The sequence below is a fragment of the Streptomyces sp. NPDC101237 genome, from assembly GCF_044767465.1.
Lineage (GTDB): Bacteria > Actinomycetota > Actinomycetes > Streptomycetales > Streptomycetaceae > Streptomyces > Streptomyces gramineus.
Window position 1 is genome coordinate 325,777 of sequence record NZ_JBIWNY010000003.1, and the last position, 23,823, is coordinate 349,599.

The following is a 23,823-nucleotide window of genomic DNA, read 5'->3' on the forward strand; positions in this document are numbered from 1 at the left end:
GCCATGGCACCGGGTGACGTGATCGGAGGGACGTTTGCGCAGGTGAGGCGGTGTGTGAGCGGGGGTCCGCTCGGGTGTACGCCGGGTGCCGTGGCACTCGCCGTGACACCTCGCGGCTCAGGGCCTGGGCGCGCAGCCGAGGACGTGGGCCTTCACGATCTCCGGGATCCGCGGGTCGCGGCGCCGGAAGGCGGCCACCAGTTCCTCGTGCTCCTCCGCGTACGACTGCTGGACCGTGCCCAGCCAGCGGATCGACAGCGCCGTGAACACCTCGATGCCCAGGCCCTCCCAGGTGTGCAGCAGCACCGAGTTGCCGGCCGCCCGCACCAGCTCGCGGTGGAAGCCGACCGTGTGCCGGACCTGCCCCGTGCCGTCGGCGTTCCTGTCGGCCTCGTACAGCGCCGTGACGTGCGGTTCGAGCGCCGAGCAGTCCGCCGCCAGCCGGTCCGCCGCCAGCTCCGCCGCGATCGCCTCCAGGCCGGCCCGCACCGGGTAGCTCTCCTCCAGGTCGGCCGCCGTCAGGTTCCGCACCCGGACGCCCTTGTTCGGCGCGGACTCGATGAGGCGCAGCGACTCCAGCTCCCGCAGGGCCTCGCGCACCGGGGTCTGGCTGACCTCCAGTTCGGTGGCGATCCGCCGCTCCACGATCCGCTCGCCCGGCTTCCAGCGCCCGCTGACGATTCCCTCCACGATGTGCTCGCGGATCTGTTCGCGCAGCGAGTGGACGACGGGCGCGGTCATGGGAGCTCCTTAAGGGCGTTGACGTTTAGACAATACGGCCGGACCGCCTGTCGGGAGAGGCGCACGGGGGCGCTTTCGCGCAGGTGAGACGAGGCTTACACGCTGCCCGCCGGACGGGCTCGGCAAAGCTCCGGGCCCGCTGCGAACGGCGCGGACCGGCCGCCGCCGCGGTGCGCGCCGACCCTCCTGGGCTGCGGTGTTCCCGGCCCGCGGACGGCCGCGCCGGCGGGCCGGGGTCCCTTGCACACGACGGTGCCCCGTCCGGAGCAGCTCCGGACGGGGCACCGCACAACCCGTGGGGGATCAGAGACCGAGCTCGACCTCGAACTCGCCGGCCTCCAGGATCGCCTTGACGGCCGTCAGGTAGCGGGCCGCGTCGGCGCCGTCCACCAGGCGGTGGTCGTAGGACAGGGTCAGGTACGTCATGTCGCGGACGCCGATGACCGTGCCCTCCTCCGTCTCGATGACGGCCGGGCGCTTGACCGTGGCACCGATGCCGAGGATCGCGACCTGGTTCGGCGGCACGATGATCGTGTCGAACAGGGCGCCGCGCGAGCCGGTGTTGGAGATGGTGAAGGTCGCGCCGGACAGCTCGTCCGGGGTGATCTTGTTGGCGCGGACCTTGCCGGCCAGGTCCGCCGTGGCCTTGGCGATACCGGCGATGTTGAGGTCGCCGGCGTGCTTGATGACCGGGGTCATCAGGCCCTTCTCCGAGTCCACCGCGATACCGACGTTCTCGGTGTCGAAGTAGGTGATCGTGCCCTCGTCGACGTTGATCCGGGCGTTGATGGCCGGGTGGGCCTTCAGCGCCTGGGCGGCGGCCTTGACGAAGAACGGCATCGGGGAGAGCTTGACGCCCTCGCGCGCGGCGAAGGAGTCCTTGGCCTGGGCGCGCAGGCGCATCAGGCGGGTCACGTCGACCTCGACGACCGAGGACAGCTGCGCCTGCTCGTGCAGCGCCTTGACCATGTTGTCGCCGATGACCTTGCGGATGCGGGGCATCTTGACGGTCTGGCCACGCAGCGGGGAGACCTCCAGGGCGGGGGCCTTCTTCGCGGCGGCGGCCGGAGCGGCGGCCGCGGGAGCCGGGGCGGCGGCCTTGGCGGCCTCCGCGGCGGCGAGCACGTCCTGCTTGCGGATACGGCCGCCGACACCCGTGCCCTTGACGGCGCCCAGGTCGACGCCGTTCTCGGCGGCGAGCTTGCGCACCAGCGGGGTGACGTAGGCGCCCTCGTCGGCCGGGGACGCCGCGGCCGGTGCGGCGGCCGGGGTGACCGGAGCCGCAGCGGCCGGCGCGGGGGCCGGAGCGGCCGGTGCCGGAGCGGCGGCGGCCGGTGCCGGAGCGGCCGGGGCCGGGGCCGGGGCGGGCTCGGGAGCGGGCGCCGGGGCCGCGGGAGCGGCCGGGGCGGGCGCGGGGGTCTCGGCGGCGGGTGCCGGGGCCGGGGCGGCGGGGGCCGCGGCGGGGGCCGGAGCGGCACCCGGGGCGCCGATGACGGCGAGCTTGGCGCCGACCTCGGCGGTCTCGTCCTCACCGACCACGATCTCCAGCAGCACACCGGCGACCGGCGCGGGGATCTCGGTGTCGACCTTGTCGGTGGAGACCTCGAGCAGCGGCTCGTCCTCCGCGACCTCCTCGCCGACCGACTTCAGCCAGCGGGTGACGGTGCCCTCGGTGACGGACTCACCGAGCGCGGGCAGGACCACGTCCGTGCCCGAGGCGCCACCGGCCGGCGCGGCCGGCGCCTCGGCGGCGGGGGCCGGGGCGGGAGCGGCCGGGGCCTCGGCGGCCGGGGCCTGCGCGGCGGGGGCCGGAGCCGGGGTCGGCTCGGCGGCCGGGGCGGCGGGGGCGGGCGCGCCGGTGCCGTCGTCGATGATCGCCAGCTCGGCGCCCACCTCGACGGTCTCGTCCTCGGCGACCTTGATCGAGGCCAGCACGCCGGAGGCGGGGGCCGGGATCTCGGTGTCGACCTTGTCGGTCGAGACCTCGAGCAGCGGCTCGTCGGCCTCGACGCGCTCACCCTCGGCCTTCAGCCAGCGGGTGACGGTGCCCTCGGTGACGCTCTCGCCGAGCGCCGGAAGGGTTACGGAAACCGCCATGGTTTCGGTTGCTCCTTACGAAATTGCGGAAGTCTGAGTCGTCGCGTGTGTCGACCGAGGGTCAGTCGTGCGAGTGCAGCGGCTTGCCGGCCAGGGCCAGGTGGGCCTCGCCCATCGCCTCGTTCTGCGTCGGGTGGGCGTGGATGAGCTGGGCGACCTCGGCGGGCAGCGCCTCCCAGTTGTAGATCAGCTGGGCCTCGCCGACCTGCTCGCCCATACGGTCGCCGACCATGTGGACGCCGACCACGGCACCGTCCTTCACCTGGACGAGCTTGATCTCGCCGGAGGTGTTGAGGATCTTGCTCTTGCCGTTGCCCGCCAGGTTGTACTTCAGGGCGACGACCTTGTCCGCGCCGTAGATCTCCTTGGCCTTGGCCTCGGTGATGCCCACGGAGGCGACCTCGGGGTGGCAGTACGTGACCCGGGGGACACCGTCGTAGTCGATCGGGACGGTCTTCAGACCCGCCAGACGCTCCGCGACCAGGATGCCCTCGGCGAAGCCGACGTGCGCGAGCTGGAGGGTCGGGACCAGGTCACCGACGGCGGAGACGGTCGGGACGTTCGTGCGCATGTACTCGTCGACCAGGACGTAGCCGCGGTCCATCGCGACGCCCTGCTCCTCGTAGCCGAGGCCGGCCGAGACCGGGCCGCGGCCGACGGCGACGAGCAGCACCTCGGCCTCGAACTCCTTGCCGTCGGCGAGGGTGACCTTGACGCCGTCGGCGGTGTACTCGGCCTTCGAGAAGAAGGTGCCCAGGCTGAACTTGATACCGCGCTTGCGGAACGCGCGCTCGAGAAGCTTGGAGGAGTTCTCGTCCTCGACCGGCACGAGGTGCTTGAGGCCCTCGATGACGGTGACGTCGGAACCGAAGGACTTCCAGGCGGAGGCGAACTCGACGCCGATGACCCCGCCGCCCAGGATGATCGCGGACTTCGGCACGCGGTCCAGGACGAGGGCGTGGTCGGAGGAGATGATGCGGTTGCCGTCGATCTCCAGGCCGGGCAGCGACTTCGGCACGGAGCCGGTGGCGAGCAGGACGTGCCGGCCCTGGATGCGCTGGCCGTTCACGTCGACGGAGGTCGGGGAGGAGAGCCGTCCCGTGCCCTCGATGTACGTCACCTTGCGGGACGAGATCAGACCCTGCAGGCCCTTGTACAGACCGGCGATCACGCCGTCCTTGTACTTGTGCACGGCCGGCACGTCGATGCCCTCGAAGGTGGCCTTGACACCGAACTGCTCGCTCTCGCGGGCCTGGTCGGCGATCTCGCCCGCGTGCAGCAGGGCCTTGGTGGGGATGCAACCCCGGTGCAGGCAGGTACCGCCGACCTTGTCCTTCTCGATCAGGGCGACGTCCAGGCCCAGCTGCGCCCCGCGCAGGGCCGCGGCGTAACCGCCACTACCACCGCCGAGGATCACTAGGTCGAAAACGGTGCTGGCGTCGTTCGCCACGTCACGTCCTCCATGCATGTGCGCCGTACGCCGGTCAACGGTGACCGCGCGGCGGCTGGTGTCCGGCCGCTCTTCTTCGGCCCTGTGGTGGGGGCCCTGTCCTGCCGAGCCCCATCTTCGCACTTGTCTGAGGTGAACGAGACGCCGGGCTGGGGTGTGAGACACCACACGCGGCGCCCCCGAAGGGGCGCGGGGAACCGTGCGGGAGACCCCCGCCGGCCCGCCGCCGCCCCGCGACGGAACGGACCGGGACCGTGGGCGACGGGACCCCGCCCTACCCGCGCGCGAGGTCCCGTCCCACGAAAGCCGACGTCAGCCGAGGTCGCCCTCGGCGGTCAGCTCCGCCAGCCGCACCAGCGTCCGCACCGCGGAGCCCGTGCCGCCCTTGGGCGTGTAGCCGAACGCGCCGCCCTCGTTGAACGCGGGCCCGGCGATGTCCAGGTGCGCCCAGGTGATGCCCTCGCCCACGAACTCCCGCAGGAACAGACCGGCGACCAGCCCGCCACCCATGCGCTCGCCCATGTTCGCGATGTCCGCGGTGGGGGAGTCCATGCCCTTGCGCAGGTGCTCCGGCAGCGGCATCGGCCACGCCGGCTCGCCGACCTCCTCGGCGGCCTCGTGGATCGCCGTGCGGAACGCGTCGTCGTTGGCCATGATCCCGAACGTGCGGCTGCCCAGCGCCAGCATCATCGCGCCGGTCAGCGTCGCCACGTCGACGATCGCGTCCGGGTTCTCCGCCGACGCCGCCCACAGCGCGTCGGCCAGCACCAGGCGGCCCTCGGCGTCCGTGTTCAGGACCTCGACCGTCTTGCCGCTGTACATGCGCAGCACGTCACCCGGGCGCACGGCCGAGCCGGACGGCATGTTCTCGGCGAGCGCCAGCCACCCGGTCACGTTGACCTCGAGGCCGAGCCGCGCCGCGGAGACGACGGCCGCGAAGACCGCCGCGGCGCCGCTCATGTCGCACTTCATCGTCTCGTTGTGGCCGGCCGGCTTGAGCGAGATGCCGCCCGAGTCGTAGGTGATGCCCTTGCCGACGAAGGCGAGGTGCTTGTCCGCCCCAGGGCTCGTGTACGACAGCTTCACCAGGCGCGGGGTCGCGGCCGAGCCGCCGCCGACACCGAGGATGCCGCCGTAGCCGTCCTTGGCGAGCGCCTTGTCGTCCAGGACCTGGACCTTGAGGCCGTGCTCCTTGGCGGCGCGCTGCGCGATCGCGGCGAACGCGGCCGGAGTGAGGTCGTTCGGCGGGGTGTTGATCAGGTCGCGGGCGCGGTTCAGCTCCTCGGAGACCGCGGTGGCGCGGGCCAGGGCCGCCTTGTGGGCCGCGTCCCGCGGCTTGCCGCCGAGCAGCGTGGCCTCGGCGAGCGGCGCCTTGTCGGCCTTCGCCTTGGCGGAGGAGCCGTTGTCCTTGTAGACGTCGAAGGAGTAGGCGCCCAGCAGCACGCCCTCGGCGATCGCGCCGACGGCCGCCGCGTCCTCGACGGGCAGCGCGAAGGCCGCCTTCTTCGCGCCGTTCAGGGTGCGGGCGGCGACGCCGGCCGCCCGGCGCAGTGCCTCGGCGCCGTAACCGGTGCCGTCGTCGGGCACGGTGCCCAGGCCGACCGCGATGACGAGCGCGGACTTGAAACCTGCCGGGGCGGGCAGCTTGGTCAGTTCGCCCTCGGCACCCGAGGCACCGAGGGTCTCCAGGACGCCGGCGAGCTTGCCGTCGTAGGCCTTGTCCACGGCCTCGGCGCCCGGCGCTACGACCGGGCCCTTGGCGCCCTTGGCGACACCGATCACGATCGCGTCGGCCCGGAGGCCGGGCGCCGCTGAGGTGCTGAGAGTGAGAGCAGTCACGGTGGTGGGATCTCGCTTCCGATGTTGAGTTGCAGTGGCCGAGTGGGTGGGTCGACCGGGCCCGGGAAGCGACCCTAGGCAGTGGCCTCGGGTCGCCGTGTCACCGGGGCCTTCACCCTGTCGGCGAACACCCGGGACGAGACTACGCGTGTACCTGCGTTCGCTCATTCCTTCGGGTGTTCACCCGTCGGTGGCGTCAAGGCCACGTCCGGCCCCGAACGGCCCCCGCCGGGACGCTTTCAGCCGCCCAGGCAGAGCACCACGAGCGCGGTGGTCGCCGCCGTCTCGGCGAGGCATCCGAAGACGTCCCCCGTCACCCCGCCGAACCGCCGCCGGCACAGCCGCAGCAGTGCGTCCGTCGCCGCCTCCGCCGCCACCACCGCGAGCAGCGCCCGCAGACTGTCGGCCGGTCCCACCAGCGCCCCGGCCCCCGCCGCCGCCACCATCACCGCGACCGTGACCGCCGACGCCCCGGCCTTCGGCACCACGCCGGCCACCGCCGCGCCCAGCCCCTCGGGCCGGGCGGCGGGCACGCCGCGCACCGCGGCCAGGGTCATGGCCAGCCGGGCGACGGCCGCCGCGACGACCGCGGTCAGCAGCCCCCGCTGCCACGAGCCGCCGTAGGCCTGGGCCAGCGCGGCCACCTGGCCGAGCAGGACGAGGACGAGCGTGATCACCCCGAACGGCCCGATGTCCGACTGCTTCATGACGCGCAGCGCCTCCTCGGCGGGCTTGCCGCTGCCGAGGGCGTCGGCGGTGTCGGCGAGCCCGTCCAGGTGCAGTCCCCGGGTCAGCACGGCCGGCACCGCCACCGCGGCCACCGCGGCCACCAGCGCGCTCGCCCCGGCCAGCACCAGCAGCGCGCCGACCGCACCCGCGCAGAGCCCGACGGCGAGACCGGCCAGCGGTGCGAGCAGCATGCCGCCGCGGGCGGCCTCGCGGTCCCAGCGGGTCACCTGCACGGGGAACACGGTCAGCGTGCCGAAGGCGAAACGGAGGCCGTCACGCCAGGAAGTCGCAGAGGTCGCAGCCACCGGCGCAGGCTACCCGGTGGTCGGCGGGGCCCGTCCCACGGCCGGGGATAAAGTGCGCACATGGGACATTGGCTGGAGCGGAACGTCGTCGAGCCGGGCAAACTGCCCCTGCTGCTCGCGCTGGCCGCCTTCGTCCTGACCTTCGTGGTCACCCGGGTCATCACCCGGCTGATCCGCGCCGGGAGGGGCCCGTTCGGCAACGTGAAGGCGGGCGGGCTGCACATCCACCACGTGGTCCCGGGCGTCGTCCTCGTCGTCATCGGCGGGTTCGGCGCGGTCGCGGGCGGCCGGCAGGGCTTCGGCGCCGCCCTCGCCGCGGTCGTCTTCGGCGTCGGCGCCGGGCTGGTCCTCGACGAGTTCGCCCTGATCCTGCACCTCGACGACGTCTACTGGACCGAGGAGGGCCGCCAGAGCGTCGAGGTCGTCGTCATCACCGCCGCGATGGTCGCACTGCTGCTCGCCGGGTTCTCGCCGTTCGGCGTCAACGACATCTCGGCCGACGAACTCCAGGACCGCGGCGCCGTCATCGCCAACGTCGTGGCGAACTTCCTCTTCTCGCTCGTCGCCCTGAGCAAGGGCAAGGCGCGGCTCGCGATCTTCGGCGCGGTCGTGCCGTTCGTGGGCCTCGTCGGCGCGGTCCGGCTGGCCCGGCCCGGCTCGCCCTGGGCCCGCCGCTTCTACCCGGGCCGCCCGCGCTCCCGCGCGAGGGCCGAACTGCGCGCCTACCACCACGACCGCCGCTGGGCCCGGTTGAGCAGAACCCTTCAGGACTGGATCGGCGGCAAGCCCGACCGCCCGGAACCGGCCCGGCTGCCCGGCCGCCGCTGACGCCTGGGGCGGCCCAGCCGCCGCCCCGCCACCACCGTCGCGCACAGCGCCAGCACGCTCGCGATGGCCGCCAGGTGCTCCTTGCCCGCGAGGTTGTCCTTCAGCAGCACCTCGGCCACCATCGCCGCCGCCACCACGCCCACGGTGGCGCAGGCGCCGTACCGCCATCCCAGCAGCACCGCGAGCCCGACGACCGCGGCCGACGGGCCGGTGTCCACCACCCAGGCGTCCGAGGCGGGCAGGCCCAGCGGGTGCCGCGGGCCCAGTGCGATGCCGGCGCGGGCGTACAGGGTGCCGGCGAGGGTCGCGACGTAGGCGACGGTGAGGGTCCGCCACCAGCCCAGGCACACCTCCGCGATGCCGAACACGAGCAGGATCTGCGCCAGCGCGCCCCACACCGGCAGGTCCAGCGCCGGCACGAACAGCGAGAGCGGGGTGCGCCGCAGGGCCGTCCAGAGCGGGTCCGCCGCCCGGACGCTCCCGATCTCCTGCACGAACCGGTAGCCCCACGACTGGTTCTGGACGAACTGCAGCAGCGCCGTCAGGCACACCGCCGCCACCGACATCGGCACCGCCCGCAGCCGCCGCTTCGCCAGCGGGCCGCGCACGGTGGCGTACAGCAGACCCCATTCGGCGCGGGCCCAGCGGGCGAGCGGCGTCATCCGGCGGTCCTCATCCGCGCGCGTCCCGGTCGGTGTCCAGGTGCCGCCGGCGCAGCCGTCCCGGCACCGCGGGCACGGCCCCCAGGAACCCCTCCGCGCGCGCCGACGCGAGACCGATGCGCGGCAGGTCCGCGGTCTTCTCGAAGAGCAGGAACCGCGGTTCCCAGATCGGGCGGTACTTGGCGTTGGCCCGGTACAGGGACTCGATCTGCCACCACCGGGAGAAGAAGCTCAGCAGGGACCTCCACAGCCGCAGCACCGGTCCCGCCCCGAGCCGCGCACCCCGTTCGAAGACCGAGCGGAACATCGCGAAGTTGAGCGAGACCTGCGTGATCCGGATCTCCCGGGCCCGCCGCAGCAGCTCGATGACCATGAACTCCATCAGCCCGTTGTCGGAGTCCCGGTCCCGCCGCATCAGATCGAGGGAGAGCCCGCCGGGACCCCACGGCACGAACGACAGCAGCGCCCGCAGCCGGCCTTCCCCGTCCGTGCACTCCAGCATCACGCACCGCCCGTCCCGGCCGTCGCCGAGGCGTCCCAGCGCCATGCTGAACCCGCGCTCGGTGGCGCCGTCCCGCCAGTCGTCGGCGCGCCGCAGCAGGTACGCCATCTCGTCGGCGGGGATGTCCTCGTGGCGGCGGACCCGCACCGAGTAGCCGGCGCGGCCGACCCGGTTGTGGGCCTGCCGGACGGTCCGCATGGCCCGTCCCTCCAGCGTGAACTCGGCGACGTCGACGATCGCCTCGTCGCCGAGTTCCAGCGCGTCGAGACCGTGCCGCGCGTAGACGGTCCCGGCCTCCTCGCTCGCGCCCATCACCGCCGGGATCCACCCGTGCGCCCTGGCCTCGTCCAGCCACGGCACGATCGCGCCCGGCCAGGCCTCCGGATCCCCGATGGGATCCCCTGAGGCGAGGCTGACCCCGCCCACCACCCGGTAGGCGACCGCGGCCTTCCCGGTCGGCGACCACACGACGCTCTTCTCCCGGCGCAGCGCGAAGTACCCGAGCGAGTCCCGTTCGCCGTGCCGCTCCAGCAGTTCCCGCAGCCGCTTCTCGTCGTCCTCGGTGAGCGGGTCGACGGCACGGCGGGAGCGGAACGCGGCGTACAGGACGGCGAGGACGAGCAGCGTGCTCAGCACGTTGACGGAGACGTTCACCCAGTTGGGCGGCGCGATGTACGGGAATCGGGACGGGTCTGCGGAGACCGAGACCAGACGCAGGGTGCCGTAGTGCCAGCGTTCCGCGAACGTCGAACGGGCCGCGTGCGGGGCCTGGTTGGTGACGGTCACCAGGAGGGCGGCGAGCAGCGAGGCGAGCAGGCCGCCGCCGGCCGCGACGGTCGCCGCGAGCCGCGGGTTCGCCCGGTCGCCCTTGGCGTAGAACTCCCGGCGGCCGGCGAGCAGCGCGGCCACGAAGGCGGCGGTCAGCGCGATCGAGACCCAGTTCTGCGGATACCGCCGGATCTCCGGGAACGCCATGGCGAACGCGAACAGCACCAGGAACAGGCCGCTCAGCACGAGGTTGAGGATCCAGGCGGCCCGCTTGCGCCGCCGCATCGTGATCGCGAGGAACGCGGTGAACACGCCGGAGGCGAAGCCGGCCGTCAGCAGGTACGGCGTGAAGAAGTCCTCCTGGTTGTGCCGTCGCACGTCCTGCCCCAGCGACACCCACACCGCGCTGAGGAAGTTGACGAAGGCGACGGCCCGCAGGTACCACACGGCGGAGGTGGCGGCCCGCCGGGAAACCCCGACGGCCCGCCACCGTTCAACGGCAATCCGGACATCTCCCATGGAGAGGGATCATATGGGCGCTCTCGCGGGGAACGCCGTCACACGCACGGACCGCACCGCCGTCGGTGACACCGCTACTCCGCCGGCTTGTCCTCCGCCGCCTCGGCCGCCTCTTCCCCGGCGCGCTCGGGGAGTTCGGCCGCCAGCGCCGCCGCGGACCTGACCAGCGGGAGGGCCAGCAGCGCCCCCGCTCCCTCACCCACCGTCACACCCTGGGCCAGCAGGGGCTCCAGGGCCATCCGGTCCAGCGCCTTCGCCTGGCCCGGCTCCCCGCTGTCGTGGCCGGCCAGCCACCAGTCCGGCGCCCGGAACGCGATCCGCTGCGCGACCAGCGCGCACGCGGCCGCCACCACCCCGTCCAGCACCACCGGCAGCTTGCGGACCGCCGCCTGCAGCAGGAACCCGGTCATCGCCGCGAGATCGGCCCCGCCGACCGCCGCCAGCAGCCGCAACTGGTCGCCGAGCACCGGCCGGGCCCGCCGCAGCGCGTCCCGGATCGCCGCGCACTTGCGCATCCACGCCAGGTCGTCGATGGCCAGCCCGCCCCGCCCGGTCACCACGGACGCGTCGGTCCCGCACAGCGCCGCGATCAGGACGCAGGCCGCCGTGGTCCCGCCGACGCTCACGTCGCCGAGCACCACCAGATCGGTCCCCGAGTCGGCCTCGCCGTCCGCCAGCGCCATCCCCGCGCGGAAGGCGGTCTCGGCCTCCTCCGGGGTGAGCGCGTCCTCGACGTCGATCCGGCCGCTGCCGCGCCGCACCCGGTGCGAGACGACCTCCGCGGGCAGCGACCCGGGGTCGCAGTCCAGGGCCATGTCGACGACCGTCAGCGGCACTCCGAGCCGCCGCGCCAGCACCGCCACCGGGCTGGCCCCGGCGAGGACCGCCCGCACCAGCACGTCGGCGGTGCCCGCGGGCCGCGCGGACACGCCGAGTTCGGCGACGCCGTGGTCACCGGCGAAGAGCAGGACCCGCGGCCGGTCGACCGGCCGTACCGGCACGGAACCCTGCGCGGCGGCCAGCCACTCGCCCAGGTCGTCGAGGCGGCCCAGCGCCCCGGGCGGCACGACCAGCCGCTCCCGGCGGGCCTCCGCGTCACGGCGCACGCCGCCGTCGGGGCGCTCGATCAGATCGGTGAAGTCGTCGAGATTAAGCGAGCTCATTCGCCGAACAGTACCGGCACCGAACGAACGGTTCGGTGCCAGATCGCCCCCACACCCGCACGGCGTCTTGGCAGGCAAGATCGGTATCCCATACGTTCCATTTTGCAGTGGATTGCCTATTGGGAGCCCAGGGAGCCGCCGATGCCGCCCACACCCGAACTCCTGCCGGGCGCCGACCGGTTCCACGAACCGCGCCGCGAGGACTGCCCCTGGTGCGGCTCCGGACGCCTGCGCACCCGGCTGCGCACGCCCGACCTCCAGCACCACCGGCCCGGCACCTTCGCCGTCGACGAGTGCCGCGACTGCGGCCACGCCTTCCAGAACCCGCGCCTGACCGCCGAGGGGTTCGTCTTCTACCACCGGGACCACTACCAGGGCCGGCTGGAGGACCACGCGGACCGCCTGCTCGCCACCCGCGGCGGCCGCCGCAGGCACCGCGCCGCCGCCCGCGCCCTGCTGGCCCTCACGGAGCCGGAGAGCTGGCTGGACGTCGGGACCGGCCGCGCCCACTTCCCGCGCGCGGCCAAGGAACTCTTCACGTACACGTCGTTCGACGGCCTGGACTCGACCCTGCGCGTGGTGTGGGCCCAGGCCGACGGACACGTCGAGGAGGCCCACTGCGGCCACCTGACCGCACCGGACATGCAGGCCCGGCTGCGCGCCCGCTACGACGTCGTCAGCATGTTCCGCCACCTCGAACACGCCCCCGACCCGCGCGCCGAACTCCGCGCGGCGCTCGCGGCGCTGCGGCCCGGCGGTCACCTCCTGCTCGACACCGCCGACCCGCGCAGCGCCTACGGCACCCTGCTCGGCAAGTGGTGGGTCCCCTTCGGCCAGCCCCGCCACCTGCACCTGCTGCCGCCGGCCAACCTGCGGGCCGAACTGGAGGCGCAGGGCTGCGAGATCCTGCGGGCCGACCGCGGCGCCCCGCACATCCCGTACGACATCTCGGCGGCACTCGCGCTGCTGCTGGGCCGCGTGCTGCCCCGGCGGGCGCTGCGCGCGACGGCCCCGCTGGTGGCCGCGGCCGCGGCCGTCGACCACGCGCTGGCCCCGCTGCTGCGCCGCACACCCTTCTCCAACGGCCACCGGATCATCGCGAGGAAGAGACGCTGACGGCCGCGCGGCGCCGGGTGCCTCTACCGCAGGATCAGAGCCTGGCCGGCCACCACCAGCACCACCTGTTCGCACTCGGCCGCGAACGCCGTGTTCAGGCGGCCCAGTTCGTCCCGGTAGCGGCGTCCCGACGCCGTGGCCGGGACGATGCCCGAGCCCACCTCGTTGGAGACGGCGACCACCGTCCGCCCGGTCGAGCGCACGGCCTCCGTCAGCTCCCGCACCCGCTCCCGCAGCGCCTTCTCGCCGCCCGACGCCCACTCCGTGTCGTCCCACGCCCCGACGGCGTCCATCGCGTCCGTCAGCCACAGCGACAGGCAGTCCACCAGCAGCGGCGGCCCGTCCTGCGCCAGCAACGGCACCAGGTCGCACGTCTCGGTCGTCCGCCACGACCCCGGCCGCCGTTCCCGGTGCACGGCCACCCGCGCCGCCCACTCGGTGTCCCCGCCGCGCGTGCCGCCCGTGGCGACGTAGAGCACGTCGGGGAAGGACTCCAGCCGCCGTTCGGCCTCCACGGACTTGCCGGACCGCGCCCCGCCGAGCACCAGCGTGCGGCGCGGCACGTCGGGCACGTCCTCGTACACCCCGACCGTCAGCGTCGTGCCGTCCGGCACCGCCCGCGCCCCGGCCGCCGCCAGCCGCCGCCGCATCTCCGGCCCCGGCGGCACGTCGTGGTCGAGATGGACGGCGACGACGTCGGTGGCCGGACCCACCGCGCCCACCGCCCGCAGCCGCGCCAGCGCGTCGGGCCGTCCCACGACGTCCAGGAGCGCCATGTCGTACGACTCCGAGCCGCCGTTCTCCAGTCCGGCCGGCGCACCGCCCGGCGGCAGGTACAGCATCCGCTGCTCGTCGGGTCCGGTCACCGCGTACCCGGTGCCGCCCGCGTCCATCGCCAGCGCCCGCACCCGGTGCCCGGTCAGCAGCGTCAGCTCCCGGCCGTCCGGCACCCGTACCGGCTGCGGCAGCCCGGTGGGCACCTCGACGGCGGGTCCGTCGTGCGGATGCGACAGCAGCACCTGCCGTACACCGGTGAGGGACCGTCCGGCCCGCGCCGCCGCGAACGCCGCGCCCGGCGTCAGGTCGAGCAGCAGCGTGCCGTCCACGAGCACCGAGGCGGCGGCCCTGGCGTCCTCCCCGACGGCGCGGGCACAGGCCGCGCAGGGACAGTCCGGGCGGGGCAGGCCCGCGGGGGCGCCGGTACCGAGCAAAGTCACTTCCACGGACCGATTCTCACCCGTCCTGACGGTTCCCGCTCCGGCCGACGCCCCGTGCGACGTGCCGCGTCAGGGGCGCGGGAAGCGGTGCGACCCGCCGCCACCGGCCCACGGCCGAGCCCGCAACCAGCAGAGTTTTCGGCGCCCCGCTTATACGATGCACCAGTTGGATCAAAGGAGGCCTACATGGCGGCATGGACGTGGCGGTTCGAGAAGGCCGACGGGACGGAGGTCCAGCCCGCGGTGGAGCCAGAGGAGTTCACCACCCAGGGCGACGCCGAGTCGTGGATCGGCGAGCACTGGAAGGACCTGCTGGCCGGCGGCGCCGACCAGGTGCGGCTCTACGAGGACGCCACCGAGATCTACGGCCCGATGAGCCTGCACGCGAACGAGTCCTGAGAGGTGCCGGACCGGGGCGGCTCCGCACGGGGCCGCCCCGCCGTCACTGCTCTCCCAGCGTCACGTCCACGGTGCGTTCGACACCCTCGCGGGTGAAGGTCACCGTCGTCCGCTGCCCCGGCCGGTCCGCGGCGAGCGACTCCGCCAGAGAGGTGATGGTGGTGACGTGGTCGCCGCCCAGCCCGGTGATGATGTCCCCGGCCCGGATGCCCGCCCTGTCCGCCGCGTCCCCCTGTTTCACCGTCACCACGGCCACCCCGGCGGGCTGGTAGTCCGCGTCGACGACGGTGCGCCCGCTGATGCCGAGCGCGGCCCGCCCCGAGTCCGTGACCTTGCCCTGCTTGATGATCTGGTCGGCGACCGTCTTCACCATCGACCCCGGGATGGCGAACCCGATCCCGGGCGCCGCGCTGCCGCCCAGGTCCGGATCGCTCGCGGCGAGCGTCGGGATGCCGATGACCTGGCTGTCCAGGTTGACCAGGGCGCCGCCGCTGTTGCCGGGGTTGATCGCGGCCGACGTCTGCACCATGTTCGGGATGGTGGCGCCCGTGCCGCCGCCCTCCTGGTTCTCGCTGACGGTCCGTCCGGTCGCCGACACGATGCCCTCGGTCACGCTGGACGACAGCCCGAGCGGCGAGCCCATGGCCAGCGTGATCTGCCCGACCTCGACCTTCTCGGTGTCCCCGAAGGACGCCGCCTTCAGCCCGTCCGGTTTCCTGTCGAGCCTGAGCACCGCCAGGTCCTGCTCGGGATAGGAGTAGACGAGCGTCGCGGTGAGCGGTTCCTCGCTGTTGGCGGTGGTCACCTTGAACTTCTTCTCGCCCTGGACGACATGGGCGTTGGTGACGATGTGTCCGTCGCCGTCGTAGACCACACCGGACCCCAGGTCCTTGCTGGCCTGGATCTGCACCACCGACGGCAGGACGTCCTTGATCACCTTCTGGTACTGGTTCTGCAGTTCGGACGCCGCCGCGGGGACGGCCGCCGCCCGTGCGGTCGAGCGGTCCCCGGCCGGGGAGCCGGCGGCGGAACAGGCGCAGAGCAGGGCGAGACAGCAGGAGCCGAGCGCGGCGGCCGTACGCGGGATCCGGCGGGTACGGGAAGCGTCCATGCCCCCGAGTCTCGCCGCGGGGTGCCGGTCCGGCGCGTGCTGCTGACCCGAACGGGCAGCGTGCGGCGGGTTCAGCCGCGGACCCCGCACAGATGCAGCAGCGCCGCGACCGCGCGGTAGGGATCCGTCCGCCCGGCCCGCTCCTCGGCCGCCAGCAGCGTCTCCAGATCGGCGGGTGCCGCGGCGCCGTCCGCGGCCGTGTCCGTGAACACCCGTACGCCGTACCAGGAGTGCAGCGGCGCCCCGATGCCCGCGAGCGCGGCGGTGACGGCCGCCAGCCGGTCGGCGCGCACGTCCAGGCCCAGCCGGTTGCGGTAGGAGACGGTGTCGAAGGCGCCCAGCGCCCCCGCCCAGTCACCGCTCAGTCCCGGCCGCATCGCCAGCGCGTCCGCGTTGCGCACCAGCAGCGACAGCAGCCCGCCCGGCGCCAGCATCCGGGCCAGCCCGGCCAGCAGCGCGTCCGGCTCCTCGACGTACATCAGCACACCGTGACAGAGCACCAGGTCGAAACCGCCCGGCAGGAAGTGGACACCCGTGTCCCGGCCGTCGCCCTCGACGATCCGCACCCGCTCGCGGATGCCCTCCGGCTCACCGGCCAGGGCCTCACGCGCGGCGGCGATCATCGCCGGTTCCCGCTCGACACCGGTCACCTGGTGCCCGGCACGGGCCAGCCGCAGCGCCTGCGTGCCCTGGCCCATCCCGACGTCCAGCACCCGCAGCCGCTGCCCCACCGGGAACCGGCCGGCTATCTGCTCGTCGAGCTGCCGGGCGACCAGCTCTTGTCGTACGACGTCACGCAGTCCGCCCAGCTTCTCCAGCCAGGCCTTCGCCGCACCCCCGGTGAACGGCTCTGCGCTCAGGGCCGCTCTCCGCGCTTGACCTGCGGCTTGGGCAGCCGGAGCCGACGCATCTGGAGGGAACGCATCAGCCCGTAGGCGACGGCGCCCTTCCTGTTCTGGTCGGGGAAGCGCTCGGTGAGGCGCTTGCGCAGCCGGATGCCGCTCACCGCCGCGTCGAGCACGATCAGCACGATCACCACCAGCCACAGCAGCAGCGCGATGTTCTTGATCGCCGCGTTGTTGACGACGCTCATGACCAGGATGATCACGGCCAGCGGCAGGAAGAACTCCGCCATGTTGAACCGCGAGTCGACCCAGTCGCGGGCGAACTTGCGGACCGGGCCCTTGTCACGGGCCGGCAGGTACCGCTCGTCGCCGGTGGCGAGCGCCTGGCGCTGCCGCTCCATGGCGGCGCGCCGGTCCTCCCGCTGACGCTTGGCGGCGTCCTTGCGGTTGGTCGGCGTGCTGGCCACGCTGCGACGCTGGGTCTGGGCCGCACTGCGCTTGGGCGTGGGCCTCCCCTTGGGCGCCTGTGGGTCACGGGTCTGCTTGGAGTCGGTCACCGCCGCCTTGTCGGCGGGGGCCTTCTCTTCCTTGGCACGGCTACGGAACACAAAACCCAAGGGTACGGGGTGGACACGTGTGGGCCCTAGTCCGGCGGGGAACGATCCCGCAACGCCGGACGTCTCCATGGGGGACAGAGGGGACGTTGCAGACGCTTCGCTCGGGGTCGCTCTCCTACCTGTGCCGGAGCGCGAACGTCGGCAGTCGTCCTTGGGGATGAGCGCATCGGTCCCCGAACAGTGCGGTAATGGAGGCAGGGCCCGTACTGTGGGTTCTGTCGCAGGATCTGTGAGCTGGAGTCCGTCAGAAGGGGGCGCGCGAAGCCCATGAGCGGTGTCATGAAGCGTATGGGGATGATCTTCCGCGCGAAGGCGAACAAGGCCCTGGACAGGGCCGAGGACCCGCGCGAGACCCTGGATTACTCGTACCAGAAGCAGCTCGAACTGCTCCAGAAGGTGCGCCGCGGGGTTGCGGACGTCGCCACCTCCCGCAAGCGGCTCGAACTCCAGCTGAACCAGCTCCAGCAGCAGTCCTCCAAGCTGGAGGACCAGGGCCGCAAGGCGCTCGCGCTCGGCCGCGAGGACCTCGCCCGCGAGGCGCTGTCCCGCCGCGCCGCGCTCCAGCAGCAGGTGACCGACCTGGAGACCCAGCACTCCACCCTCCAGGGCGAGGAGGAGAAGCTCACCCTCGCGGCCCAGCGCCTCCAGGCCAAGGTGGACGCCTTCCGCACCAAGAAGGAGACCATCAAGGCCACCTACACCGCGGCCCAGGCGCAGACCCGCATCGGCGAGGCCTTCTCCGGCATCTCCGAGGAGATGGGCGACGTCGGCCTCGCCATCCAGCGCGCCGAGGACAAGACGCAGCAGCTCCAGGCCCGCGCCGGCGCGATCGACGAACTGCTCGCCTCCGGCGCCCTGGACGACCCGACGGGCATGGCCAAGGACGACATCGCCGCCGAGCTCGACCGCCTCTCCGGTGGTACGGATGTGGAGCTGGAACTCCAGCGGATGAAGGCCGAGCTGGCCGGCGGTCAGCCGCAGCAGGCCATCGAGGGCGGCGCCGGCCAGGAACGGCAGGCGCAGCAGCCGCAGGACACCCCGCGCTTCGACAAGCAGTAGCCGACGCCTGGAGGGCGACATGGCCGACATGGTCGTAAGGATCATGGGGGAGGGCCAGGTGAGGCTGGCCGACAGCCACCTCACCGAACTGAACAGGCTGGACGACGAACTCCTCGCGGAGACGCAGTCCGGTGACGAGGCGGCCTTCCGCCGCACCCTGACCGCCCTCCTGGACAAGGTCCGGGAGCTGGGCAGCCCGCTCCCGGACGACGCCCTGGAACCCTCGGACCTGATCCTCCCCTCCCCGGACGCGAGTCTGGAGGAGGTCAGGGCACTCCTGAGGGACGACGGCCTGATCCCGGGCTGACCCGGAGCACCCGGACGAAGGCGGACTCGTACCCCCGCCCCCCCGGCCCCCCCGTCCACCCCGCCCGGGGCCCGCGGACGAAGGCCGGTCCCGCGCACGGTCAGCCCGTCCGGCGGGTGAGGACGAGGCCGTTCGGGCCGAAGCGGGGGTGCGGGGGCGGCGGTGCCTGCGAACGGCGCCCGCGGCGGCGGGCCGAACCGGCGGTTCCGGCGCACCCGGACCCGCCGTACTGTTCACACCGTGAGCCCCTTCGAAAGAGCCCGCTGCCGCGTCGGCGCCCACCCGCTCGCGGTGGACGCGGTCGTCGCCGCGGGCGCTCTCGTGTGCATGGTCGTGAGCTCCTTCGCCGTCCCGCACGGCGCGCACGGCGTCGCCTGGGGCATCCGTGCCCCGGACCCGCTCAGCCTGGTCCTGATGACACTCGCCGCCGTCGCCCTGGTCTTCCGCCGGCACGCCCCGAAGACGGTCCTCGCCGTCACCGGCGCGGCCTCCGTCGTCGAATGCGTCACCGGCGACCCCCGCGCGCCCGTCGCGATGGCGGCCGTCGTCGCCCTCTTCACCGTCGCCGCCACCACCGACCGCCGCACCACCCTGCGGGCCGGCCTGCTCACCATGACCGTGCTGACCACCGCCGCGATGGCCGCGGGCCCGCTGCCCTGGTACGCCCAGGAGAACCTCGCGATCTTCGCCTGGACCGGCATCGGCGCCACCGCGGGCGACGCGGTGCGCAGCCGGCGGGCGGTCGTCCAGGCCATCCGGGAGCGGGCCGAACGCGCCGAGCGCACCCGCGAGGAGGAGGCCCGCCGCCGGGTCGCCGAGGAACGGCTGCGCATCGCCCGGGACCTGCACGACGTCGTCGCCCACCACATCGCCCTGGTCAACGTGCAGGCCGGCGTCGCCGCGCACGTCATGGACAAGCGGCCCGACCAGGCCAAGGAGGCCCTCGCCCACGTCCGCGAGGCCAGCCGCTCCGCACTCAACGAACTGCGCGCCACCGTCGGCCTGCTCCGCCAGTCCGGCGACCCCGAGGCCCCCACCGAACCCGCGCCCGGCCTGCACCGCCTCGAAGAGCTCGCCGACACCTTCCGCAACGCCGGCCTCCAGGTCGAGGTGGCCCGCGCCGACCAGGGCACCACCCTGCCCGCCGCCGTGGACCTCGCCGCCTACCGGATCATCCAGGAGGCCCTGACCAACGTGCGCAAACACGCGGGGCCGGCGGCCAAGGCCGAGGCCAGCGTCGTGCGCGTCGGACCGCACATCGAGGTCACGGTCCTGGACGACGGTCCCGGCGAGGGCGCGGAGTCGGCCGCCACCGAGGGCGGCGGCCACGGCCTGCTCGGCATGCGCGAGCGCGTCACCGCCCTGCGCGGCACCCTCACCACCGGCCCCCGCTACGGCGGCGGCTTCCGCGTCCATGCGATCCTGCCCGTCAAGACCGACACCGACGACCGTACGGACCGCCGCACGGGCGCCCTGGGGGATTCCGCATGACGATCCGTGTCCTGCTCGCCGACGACCAGGCACTGCTGCGCAGCGCGTTCCGCGTGCTCGTCGACTCCGAGCCGGACATGGAGGTGGTCGGTGAGGCCTCCGACGGCGCCGAGGCGGCACGGCTGGCCGGGGAGACGGCGGCCGACGTCGTCCTGATGGACATCCGGATGCCGGGCACCGACGGTCTGGCCGCCACCCGGATGATCAGCGAGGATCCCTCCCTGGACCGGGTCCGGGTGGTCATCCTGACCACGTTCGAGGTCGACGACTACGTGGTCCAGGCGCTGCGCGCCGGTGCCTCCGGCTTCCTCGGCAAGGGCAGCGAACCCGAGGAGCTGCTGAGCGCCATCCGGGTCGCCGCCGGCGGCGAGGCCCTGCTGTCCCCGGCCGCCACCAAGGGCCTGATCGCCCGGTTCCTCGCCCAGGGCGACGACGGCGCCGACGGCCGCGACCCGGCCCGCGCCGAGCGGCTGGACGCCCTCACCTCACGCGAGCGCGAGGTGCTGGTCCAGGTCGCCGGAGGGCACTCCAACGACGAGATCGCCGAGCGCCTGGAGGTCAGCCCGCTGACCGTGAAGACGCACGTCAACCGGGCCATGGCCAAGCTGGGCGCCCGGGACCGGGCGCAGCTCGTCGTGATCGCCTACGAGTCGGGACTGGTCCGCCCGCGGACGGACTGACCTCCACCCGCGCGTACTCCACCGGGAGTACGAGCCCGGTGAAGGACGGCACCCAGGGCCTACGGGACCGGGGCCGCGGATGGGCGAGGGTGGTGGGGTGGGCGCTCACAGGTGCCCCCCTGTGCCGCTCGTCCGTCGCTCTCGCGCACCGCTCCGCAGCCCCGCGCACAGCAGCTCACCGAAAAGAGACCCTGACCCATGTCCTGGCTGTCCCGATTCAGCCTCGCGCAGCGGGCCCTGATAGGCCTCATGTCCCTGATCGCGCTCGTCTTCGGAGCGATCGCGATCCCCCAGATCAAGCAGCAGCTGCTGCCCACCATCTCCCTGCCCATGGTGTCCGTGATCGCCCCCTACCAGGGCGCGCCGCCGGACGTCGTCGAGAAGCAGATCGTCGAGCCGATCGAGAACAACCTCGAAGGCGTCGACGGCGTCACCGGCGTCACCTCCACCGCGAGCGAGGGCAACGCCGTGATCATGGCGTCCTTCGACTACGGCAACGACACCAAGCAGCTGGTGGCCGACGTCCAGCTGGCCGTCAACCGCGCCCAGCTCCCGGCCGACGTCGACCCGCAGGTCATCTCCGGCTCCACCGACGACATGCCGACGGTGGTGCTGGCCGTCACCTCAGGCCGGGACCAGCAGGCCCTCGCCGACCAGCTCGACAAGACGGTCGTCCCGGACCTGAAGGGCATCGACGGCGTGGGCCGCGTCCAGGTCACCGGCGTGCGCGACCTCCAGGTCACCGTCACCCCCTCGGACGCGAAGCTGGCGCGGGCCGGCCTGACGCCCGCCGCCCTCGCCCAGACGCTCCAGGCGGCCGGCGCTACCGTGCCGGCGGGCTCCTTCGACGAGGGAGGCGCCAACCGCACCGTCCAGGTCGGCGGCGGCCTCACCTCGCTGGCGCAGATCAAGGACCTGAGGGTCGCGGGACAGGGCGGCACGAAGCCCGTGCGCCTCGGTGACGTGGCCACGGTCGAGGAGCGGGAGGCCCCGGCCGACTCGATCACCCGCACCGACGGGCGTCCCAGCCTCGCCGTGAACGTCACCATGGACCACGACGGCAGCGCCGTCTCCATCTCGAACGCGGTCAAGGACAAGCTGCCGAAGCTCCGTCAGGACCTCGGCTCCGGCGCGACCCTCACCGTGGTCAGCGACCAGGGTCCCGCGGTCTCCAAGTCCATCAAGGGCCTGACCACCGAGGGCGCCCTCGGCCTGGTCTTCGCGGTCCTGGTCATCCTGGTCTTCCTGGCCTCGGTCCGCTCGACCCTCGTGACGGCGGTCTCCATCCCGCTGTCGGTGGTCCTCACGCTCATCGTGCTGTGGACCCGCGGCCTCTCCCTCAACATGCTCACGCTCGGCGCGCTCACCATCGCCATCGGCCGGGTCGTCGACGACTCGATCGTGGTCCTGGAGAACATCAAGCGCCACCTCGGCTACGGCGAGGAACGCCAGTCCGCGATCATCGGCGCGGTCCGCGAGGTGGCCGGCGCGGTCACCTCCTCCACCCTCACCACGGTCGCCGTCTTCCTGCCGATCGGGCTGGTCGGCGGCATGGTGGGCGCCCTGTTCGGCTCGTTCAGCATCACCGTGACGGCCGCGCTGCTCGCCTCCCTGCTGGTCTCCCTGACGGTCGTGCCGGTGCTGTCGTACTGGTTCCTGCGGGCCCCGAAGGGCACCCCCGAGGACGCCGCGCAGGCCCGTCGCGCGGCCGAGGCGAAGGAGGCCGACAGCCGGCTCCAGCGCGCCTACGTGCCCGTCCTGCGCTTCGCGACCCGGCGCCGCCTGACCAGCGTGCTGATCGCCGTCGTGGTCCTGGTCCTCACGTTCGGCATGGCCGGGCTGCTGAAGACCAACTTCTTCGACCAGGGCGACCAGGAGGTCCTCACCGTCAAGCAGGAGCTGAAGCCGGGCACCAGCCTGGCCGCGACCGACGCGCAGGCCAAGAAGGTCGAGAAGCTGCTCGCCTCCGTCGACGGGGTGAAGGACTACCAGGTCACCATCGGCTCCTCCGGCTTCATGGCGGCCTTCGGCGGCGGCACCGACACCAACCAGGCGTCGTACTCCGTGATGCTGGACGACGCGAAGTCGTACGACACGGTGCAGACCGCCATCGAGGACGGCCTGCACAGGCTCCCGGGCGTCGGCACGACCACGGTGTCGGCCGGTGACGGCTTCGGCAGCCAGGACCTGAGCGTCGTCGTGAAGGCGGCCGACGCGGACGTGCTGCGCAAGGCCTCCGAGCAGGTCCGGGCCGCCGTCGCGCAGCTCGACGGCGTCACCGACGTCACCAGCGACCTCTCCCAGAGCGTGCCGCGCATCTCGGTGAAGGCCAACTCCAAGGCCGCCGCCGCCGGGTTCGACGACCAGACGCTGGGCGCCGCCGTCACCCAGGCGGTCAAGGGCACCACGGCCGGCAAGGCCACCCTCGACGACACCGAGCGCGACGTCGTCGTGAAGTCGGCGAAGCCCGCCGAGACCCTCGCCCAGCTGCGCGCCCTCAAGCTCGGCCCGGTCCGGCTCGGCGACATCGCCACCGTCAAGGTGGTGGACGGGCCGGTCTCGATGACCCGGATCGACGGCCAGCGCGCCGCGACCGTCTCCGCGAAGCCGACCGGTGACAACACCGGAGCGGTCAGCAGCCGGCTCCAGTCGAAGATCAAGGCGCTGAAGCTCCCCGCGGGCGCGACGGCCTCGATCGGCGGCGTCACCTCCGACCAGGACAGCGCGTTCAGGAACCTGGGCCTGGCGATGCTGGCGGCGATCGCGATCGTCTTCATGCTGCTGGTGGCGACCTTCCGCTCACTGGTCCAGCCGCTGATCCTGCTGGTCTCCATCCCGTTCGCGGCGACCGGCGCGATCGGCCTGCTGGTCGTCACCGGCACCCCCATGGGCGTCCCGGCGATGATCGGCATGCTGATGCTGATCGGCATCGTGGTCACCAACGCGATCGTCCTGATCGACCTGGTCAACCAGTACCGGCGCCAGGGGTACGGCGTGGTCGACGCGGTGATCGAGGGCGGCCGGCACCGGCTCCGCCCGATCCTGATGACCGCGCTGGCGACCGTCTTCGCCCTGCTGCCGATGGCGCTCGGCGTCACCGGCGAGGGCGGCTTCATCGCCCAGCCGCTGGCGGTGGTCGTGATCGGCGGTCTGATCACCTCCACGCTGCTCACCCTGCTCCTCGTCCCGACGCTGTACGCGATGCTCGAACTCCGCAAGGAGCGCCGGGCGGCGAAGCGGGCGGCGAAGCGCGGCGGCACGGACGCGGACGCCGCGCCGAAGGCGGAGGAGCCGCAGCCCGCGGGCGTGTGACGCGCCCGCGCGCGGCCGCCCGAACGCCGCCGCGCCCGACGGCCGGTTCCCGGGACACCTCCGGGA

At 73.4% G+C, this 23,823-nt stretch carries 20 protein-coding genes; 8 read left to right on the forward strand and 12 right to left on the reverse strand.

Annotated elements, in window-relative coordinates:
• Nucleotides 1–117: 117 nt before the first annotated feature.
• The 5 genes from ACIRQ9_RS07405 to ACIRQ9_RS07425 all read right to left on the reverse strand — a co-directional run bounded on the left by ACIRQ9_RS07405 (nt 118) and on the right by ACIRQ9_RS07425 (nt 7,161).
• Nucleotides 118–741, reverse strand: a complete 624-nt coding sequence (locus ACIRQ9_RS07405) for a GntR family transcriptional regulator (RefSeq protein WP_351325320.1) — start codon at nt 739–741, stop codon at nt 118–120.
• A gap of 303 nt (nt 742–1,044) precedes the next feature.
• Entirely contained in the window at nt 1,045–2,838 is a 1,794-nt protein-coding gene (gene sucB, locus ACIRQ9_RS07410) for a 2-oxoglutarate dehydrogenase, E2 component, dihydrolipoamide succinyltransferase (RefSeq protein WP_404168085.1), read from the reverse strand.
• A gap of 61 nt (nt 2,839–2,899) precedes the next feature.
• A complete protein-coding gene (gene lpdA, locus ACIRQ9_RS07415) occupies nt 2,900–4,288 on the reverse strand; it encodes a dihydrolipoyl dehydrogenase (protein ID WP_404168087.1) in 1,389 nt (462 codons plus the stop codon).
• A gap of 312 nt (nt 4,289–4,600) precedes the next feature.
• Nucleotides 4,601–6,127, reverse strand: a complete 1,527-nt coding sequence (locus ACIRQ9_RS07420; protein ID WP_404168089.1) for a leucyl aminopeptidase — start codon at nt 6,125–6,127, stop codon at nt 4,601–4,603.
• A 239-nt stretch (nt 6,128–6,366) separates the two neighbouring features.
• A complete protein-coding gene (locus ACIRQ9_RS07425; RefSeq protein ID WP_404168091.1) occupies nt 6,367–7,161 on the reverse strand; it encodes an adenosylcobinamide-GDP ribazoletransferase in 795 nt (264 codons plus the stop codon).
• A 60-nt stretch (nt 7,162–7,221) separates the two neighbouring features.
• Here ACIRQ9_RS07425 and ACIRQ9_RS07430 point away from each other — a divergent pair, with 60 nt between their 5' ends.
• Complete coding sequence (locus tag ACIRQ9_RS07430; protein WP_404168093.1) at nt 7,222–7,989, forward strand: hypothetical protein; 768 nt, start codon at nt 7,222–7,224, stop codon at nt 7,987–7,989.
• On the opposite strand, the gene ACIRQ9_RS07435 is transcribed toward ACIRQ9_RS07430, so the two are convergent.
• The 3 genes from ACIRQ9_RS07435 to cobT form a co-directional block, all read right to left on the reverse strand.
• The gene (locus ACIRQ9_RS07435; RefSeq protein ID WP_404168095.1) at nt 7,926–8,651 is read right to left on the reverse strand and encodes a hypothetical protein; all 726 of its coding nucleotides are present in this window, start codon (nt 8,649–8,651) and stop codon (nt 7,926–7,928) included. The two genes, ACIRQ9_RS07430 and ACIRQ9_RS07435, sit on opposite strands and share 64 nt — an antisense overlap.
• A gap of 10 nt (nt 8,652–8,661) precedes the next feature.
• The gene (locus ACIRQ9_RS07440; RefSeq protein WP_404168097.1) at nt 8,662–10,440 is read right to left on the reverse strand and encodes a phosphatidylglycerol lysyltransferase domain-containing protein; all 1,779 of its coding nucleotides are present in this window, start codon (nt 10,438–10,440) and stop codon (nt 8,662–8,664) included.
• A gap of 74 nt (nt 10,441–10,514) precedes the next feature.
• On the reverse strand, nt 10,515–11,603 hold the full coding sequence (cobT, locus tag ACIRQ9_RS07445) for a nicotinate-nucleotide--dimethylbenzimidazole phosphoribosyltransferase (RefSeq protein ID WP_404168099.1): 1,089 nt from the start codon (nt 11,601–11,603) through the stop codon (nt 10,515–10,517).
• Nucleotides 11,604–11,744: 141 nt separating this feature from the next.
• On the opposite strand from cobT, the gene ACIRQ9_RS07450 reads away from it, so the two are divergent.
• Nucleotides 11,745–12,719 (forward strand): class I SAM-dependent methyltransferase, encoded by a 975-nt coding sequence (locus ACIRQ9_RS07450; RefSeq protein ID WP_404168101.1) that lies wholly within the window; start codon nt 11,745–11,747, stop codon nt 12,717–12,719.
• 23 nt (nt 12,720–12,742) lie between these two features.
• Here the strand turns inward: ACIRQ9_RS07450 and ACIRQ9_RS07455 are convergent, their stop codons facing one another.
• On the reverse strand, nt 12,743–13,942 hold the full coding sequence (locus ACIRQ9_RS07455) for a bifunctional adenosylcobinamide kinase/adenosylcobinamide-phosphate guanylyltransferase (protein WP_404168102.1): 1,200 nt from the start codon (nt 13,940–13,942) through the stop codon (nt 12,743–12,745).
• A 180-nt stretch (nt 13,943–14,122) separates the two neighbouring features.
• Between ACIRQ9_RS07455 and ACIRQ9_RS07460 the strand changes: the two genes are divergently transcribed.
• Nucleotides 14,123–14,335 carry a hypothetical protein gene (locus ACIRQ9_RS07460; protein ID WP_404168104.1) on the forward strand — a complete coding sequence of 71 codons (213 nt, stop codon included), beginning with the start codon at nt 14,123–14,125 and terminating at the stop codon, nt 14,333–14,335.
• A 43-nt stretch (nt 14,336–14,378) separates the two neighbouring features.
• On the opposite strand, the gene ACIRQ9_RS07465 is transcribed toward ACIRQ9_RS07460, so the two are convergent.
• The 3 genes from ACIRQ9_RS07465 to ACIRQ9_RS07475 all read right to left on the reverse strand — a co-directional run bounded on the left by ACIRQ9_RS07465 (nt 14,379) and on the right by ACIRQ9_RS07475 (nt 16,899).
• On the reverse strand, nt 14,379–15,446 hold the full coding sequence (locus ACIRQ9_RS07465) for a S1C family serine protease (protein WP_404168106.1): 1,068 nt from the start codon (nt 15,444–15,446) through the stop codon (nt 14,379–14,381).
• A 71-nt stretch (nt 15,447–15,517) separates the two neighbouring features.
• Complete coding sequence (locus tag ACIRQ9_RS07470) at nt 15,518–16,222, reverse strand: class I SAM-dependent methyltransferase (protein ID WP_404168230.1); 705 nt, start codon at nt 16,220–16,222, stop codon at nt 15,518–15,520.
• An 80-nt stretch (nt 16,223–16,302) separates the two neighbouring features.
• Complete coding sequence (locus ACIRQ9_RS07475) at nt 16,303–16,899, reverse strand: DUF3043 domain-containing protein (protein ID WP_404168108.1); 597 nt, start codon at nt 16,897–16,899, stop codon at nt 16,303–16,305.
• Between the two features lie 276 nt (nt 16,900–17,175).
• Between ACIRQ9_RS07475 and ACIRQ9_RS07480 the strand changes: the two genes are divergently transcribed.
• From ACIRQ9_RS07480 to ACIRQ9_RS07500, 5 genes are all read left to right on the forward strand, one after another.
• Entirely contained in the window at nt 17,176–17,967 is a 792-nt protein-coding gene (locus ACIRQ9_RS07480) for a PspA/IM30 family protein (RefSeq protein WP_404168110.1), read from the forward strand.
• 28 nt (nt 17,968–17,995) lie between these two features.
• Nucleotides 17,996–18,274: a hypothetical protein gene (locus tag ACIRQ9_RS07485; protein ID WP_404168232.1), complete on the forward strand. Its 279-nt coding sequence runs from the start codon at nt 17,996–17,998 to the stop codon at nt 18,272–18,274.
• Between the two features lie 240 nt (nt 18,275–18,514).
• Entirely contained in the window at nt 18,515–19,765 is a 1,251-nt protein-coding gene (locus ACIRQ9_RS07490; RefSeq protein ID WP_404168112.1) for a sensor histidine kinase, read from the forward strand.
• On the forward strand, nt 19,762–20,445 hold the full coding sequence (locus ACIRQ9_RS07495; protein WP_404168114.1) for a response regulator: 684 nt from the start codon (nt 19,762–19,764) through the stop codon (nt 20,443–20,445). The genes ACIRQ9_RS07490 and ACIRQ9_RS07495 overlap by 4 nt, the downstream gene beginning before the upstream one ends.
• A gap of 198 nt (nt 20,446–20,643) precedes the next feature.
• Nucleotides 20,644–23,757, forward strand: a complete 3,114-nt coding sequence (locus tag ACIRQ9_RS07500; RefSeq protein ID WP_404168116.1) for an efflux RND transporter permease subunit — start codon at nt 20,644–20,646, stop codon at nt 23,755–23,757.
• The last annotated feature ends 66 nt before the right edge of the window (nt 23,758–23,823 follow it).

Excerpts from the sequence above, each read along its gene's own strand:
- ACIRQ9_RS07495 (WP_404168114.1), top strand. The coding sequence starts at position 19,762 with ATGACGATCCGTGTCCTGCTCGCCGACGACCAGGCACTGCTGCGCAGC.
- ACIRQ9_RS07460 (WP_404168104.1), top strand. The coding sequence starts at position 14,123 with ATGGCGGCATGGACGTGGCGGTTCGAGAAGGCCGACGGGACGGAGGTC.
- sucB (WP_404168085.1), bottom strand. The coding sequence starts at position 2,838 with ATGGCGGTTTCCGTAACCCTTCCGGCGCTCGGCGAGAGCGTCACCGAG.
- ACIRQ9_RS07450 (WP_404168101.1), top strand. The coding sequence starts at position 11,745 with ATGCCGCCCACACCCGAACTCCTGCCGGGCGCCGACCGGTTCCACGAA.
- ACIRQ9_RS07485 (WP_404168232.1), top strand. The coding sequence starts at position 17,996 with ATGGTCGTAAGGATCATGGGGGAGGGCCAGGTGAGGCTGGCCGACAGC.
- ACIRQ9_RS07465 (WP_404168106.1), bottom strand. The coding sequence starts at position 15,446 with ATGGACGCTTCCCGTACCCGCCGGATCCCGCGTACGGCCGCCGCGCTC.
- ACIRQ9_RS07405 (WP_351325320.1), bottom strand. The coding sequence starts at position 741 with ATGACCGCGCCCGTCGTCCACTCGCTGCGCGAACAGATCCGCGAGCAC.
- ACIRQ9_RS07480 (WP_404168110.1), top strand. The coding sequence starts at position 17,176 with ATGAGCGGTGTCATGAAGCGTATGGGGATGATCTTCCGCGCGAAGGCG.
- cobT (WP_404168099.1), bottom strand. The coding sequence starts at position 11,603 with ATGAGCTCGCTTAATCTCGACGACTTCACCGATCTGATCGAGCGCCCC.
- ACIRQ9_RS07500 (WP_404168116.1), top strand. The coding sequence starts at position 20,644 with ATGTCCTGGCTGTCCCGATTCAGCCTCGCGCAGCGGGCCCTGATAGGC.
- ACIRQ9_RS07435 (WP_404168095.1), bottom strand. The coding sequence starts at position 8,651 with ATGACGCCGCTCGCCCGCTGGGCCCGCGCCGAATGGGGTCTGCTGTAC.
- ACIRQ9_RS07440 (WP_404168097.1), bottom strand. The coding sequence starts at position 10,440 with ATGGGAGATGTCCGGATTGCCGTTGAACGGTGGCGGGCCGTCGGGGTT.
- ACIRQ9_RS07430 (WP_404168093.1), top strand. The coding sequence starts at position 7,222 with ATGGGACATTGGCTGGAGCGGAACGTCGTCGAGCCGGGCAAACTGCCC.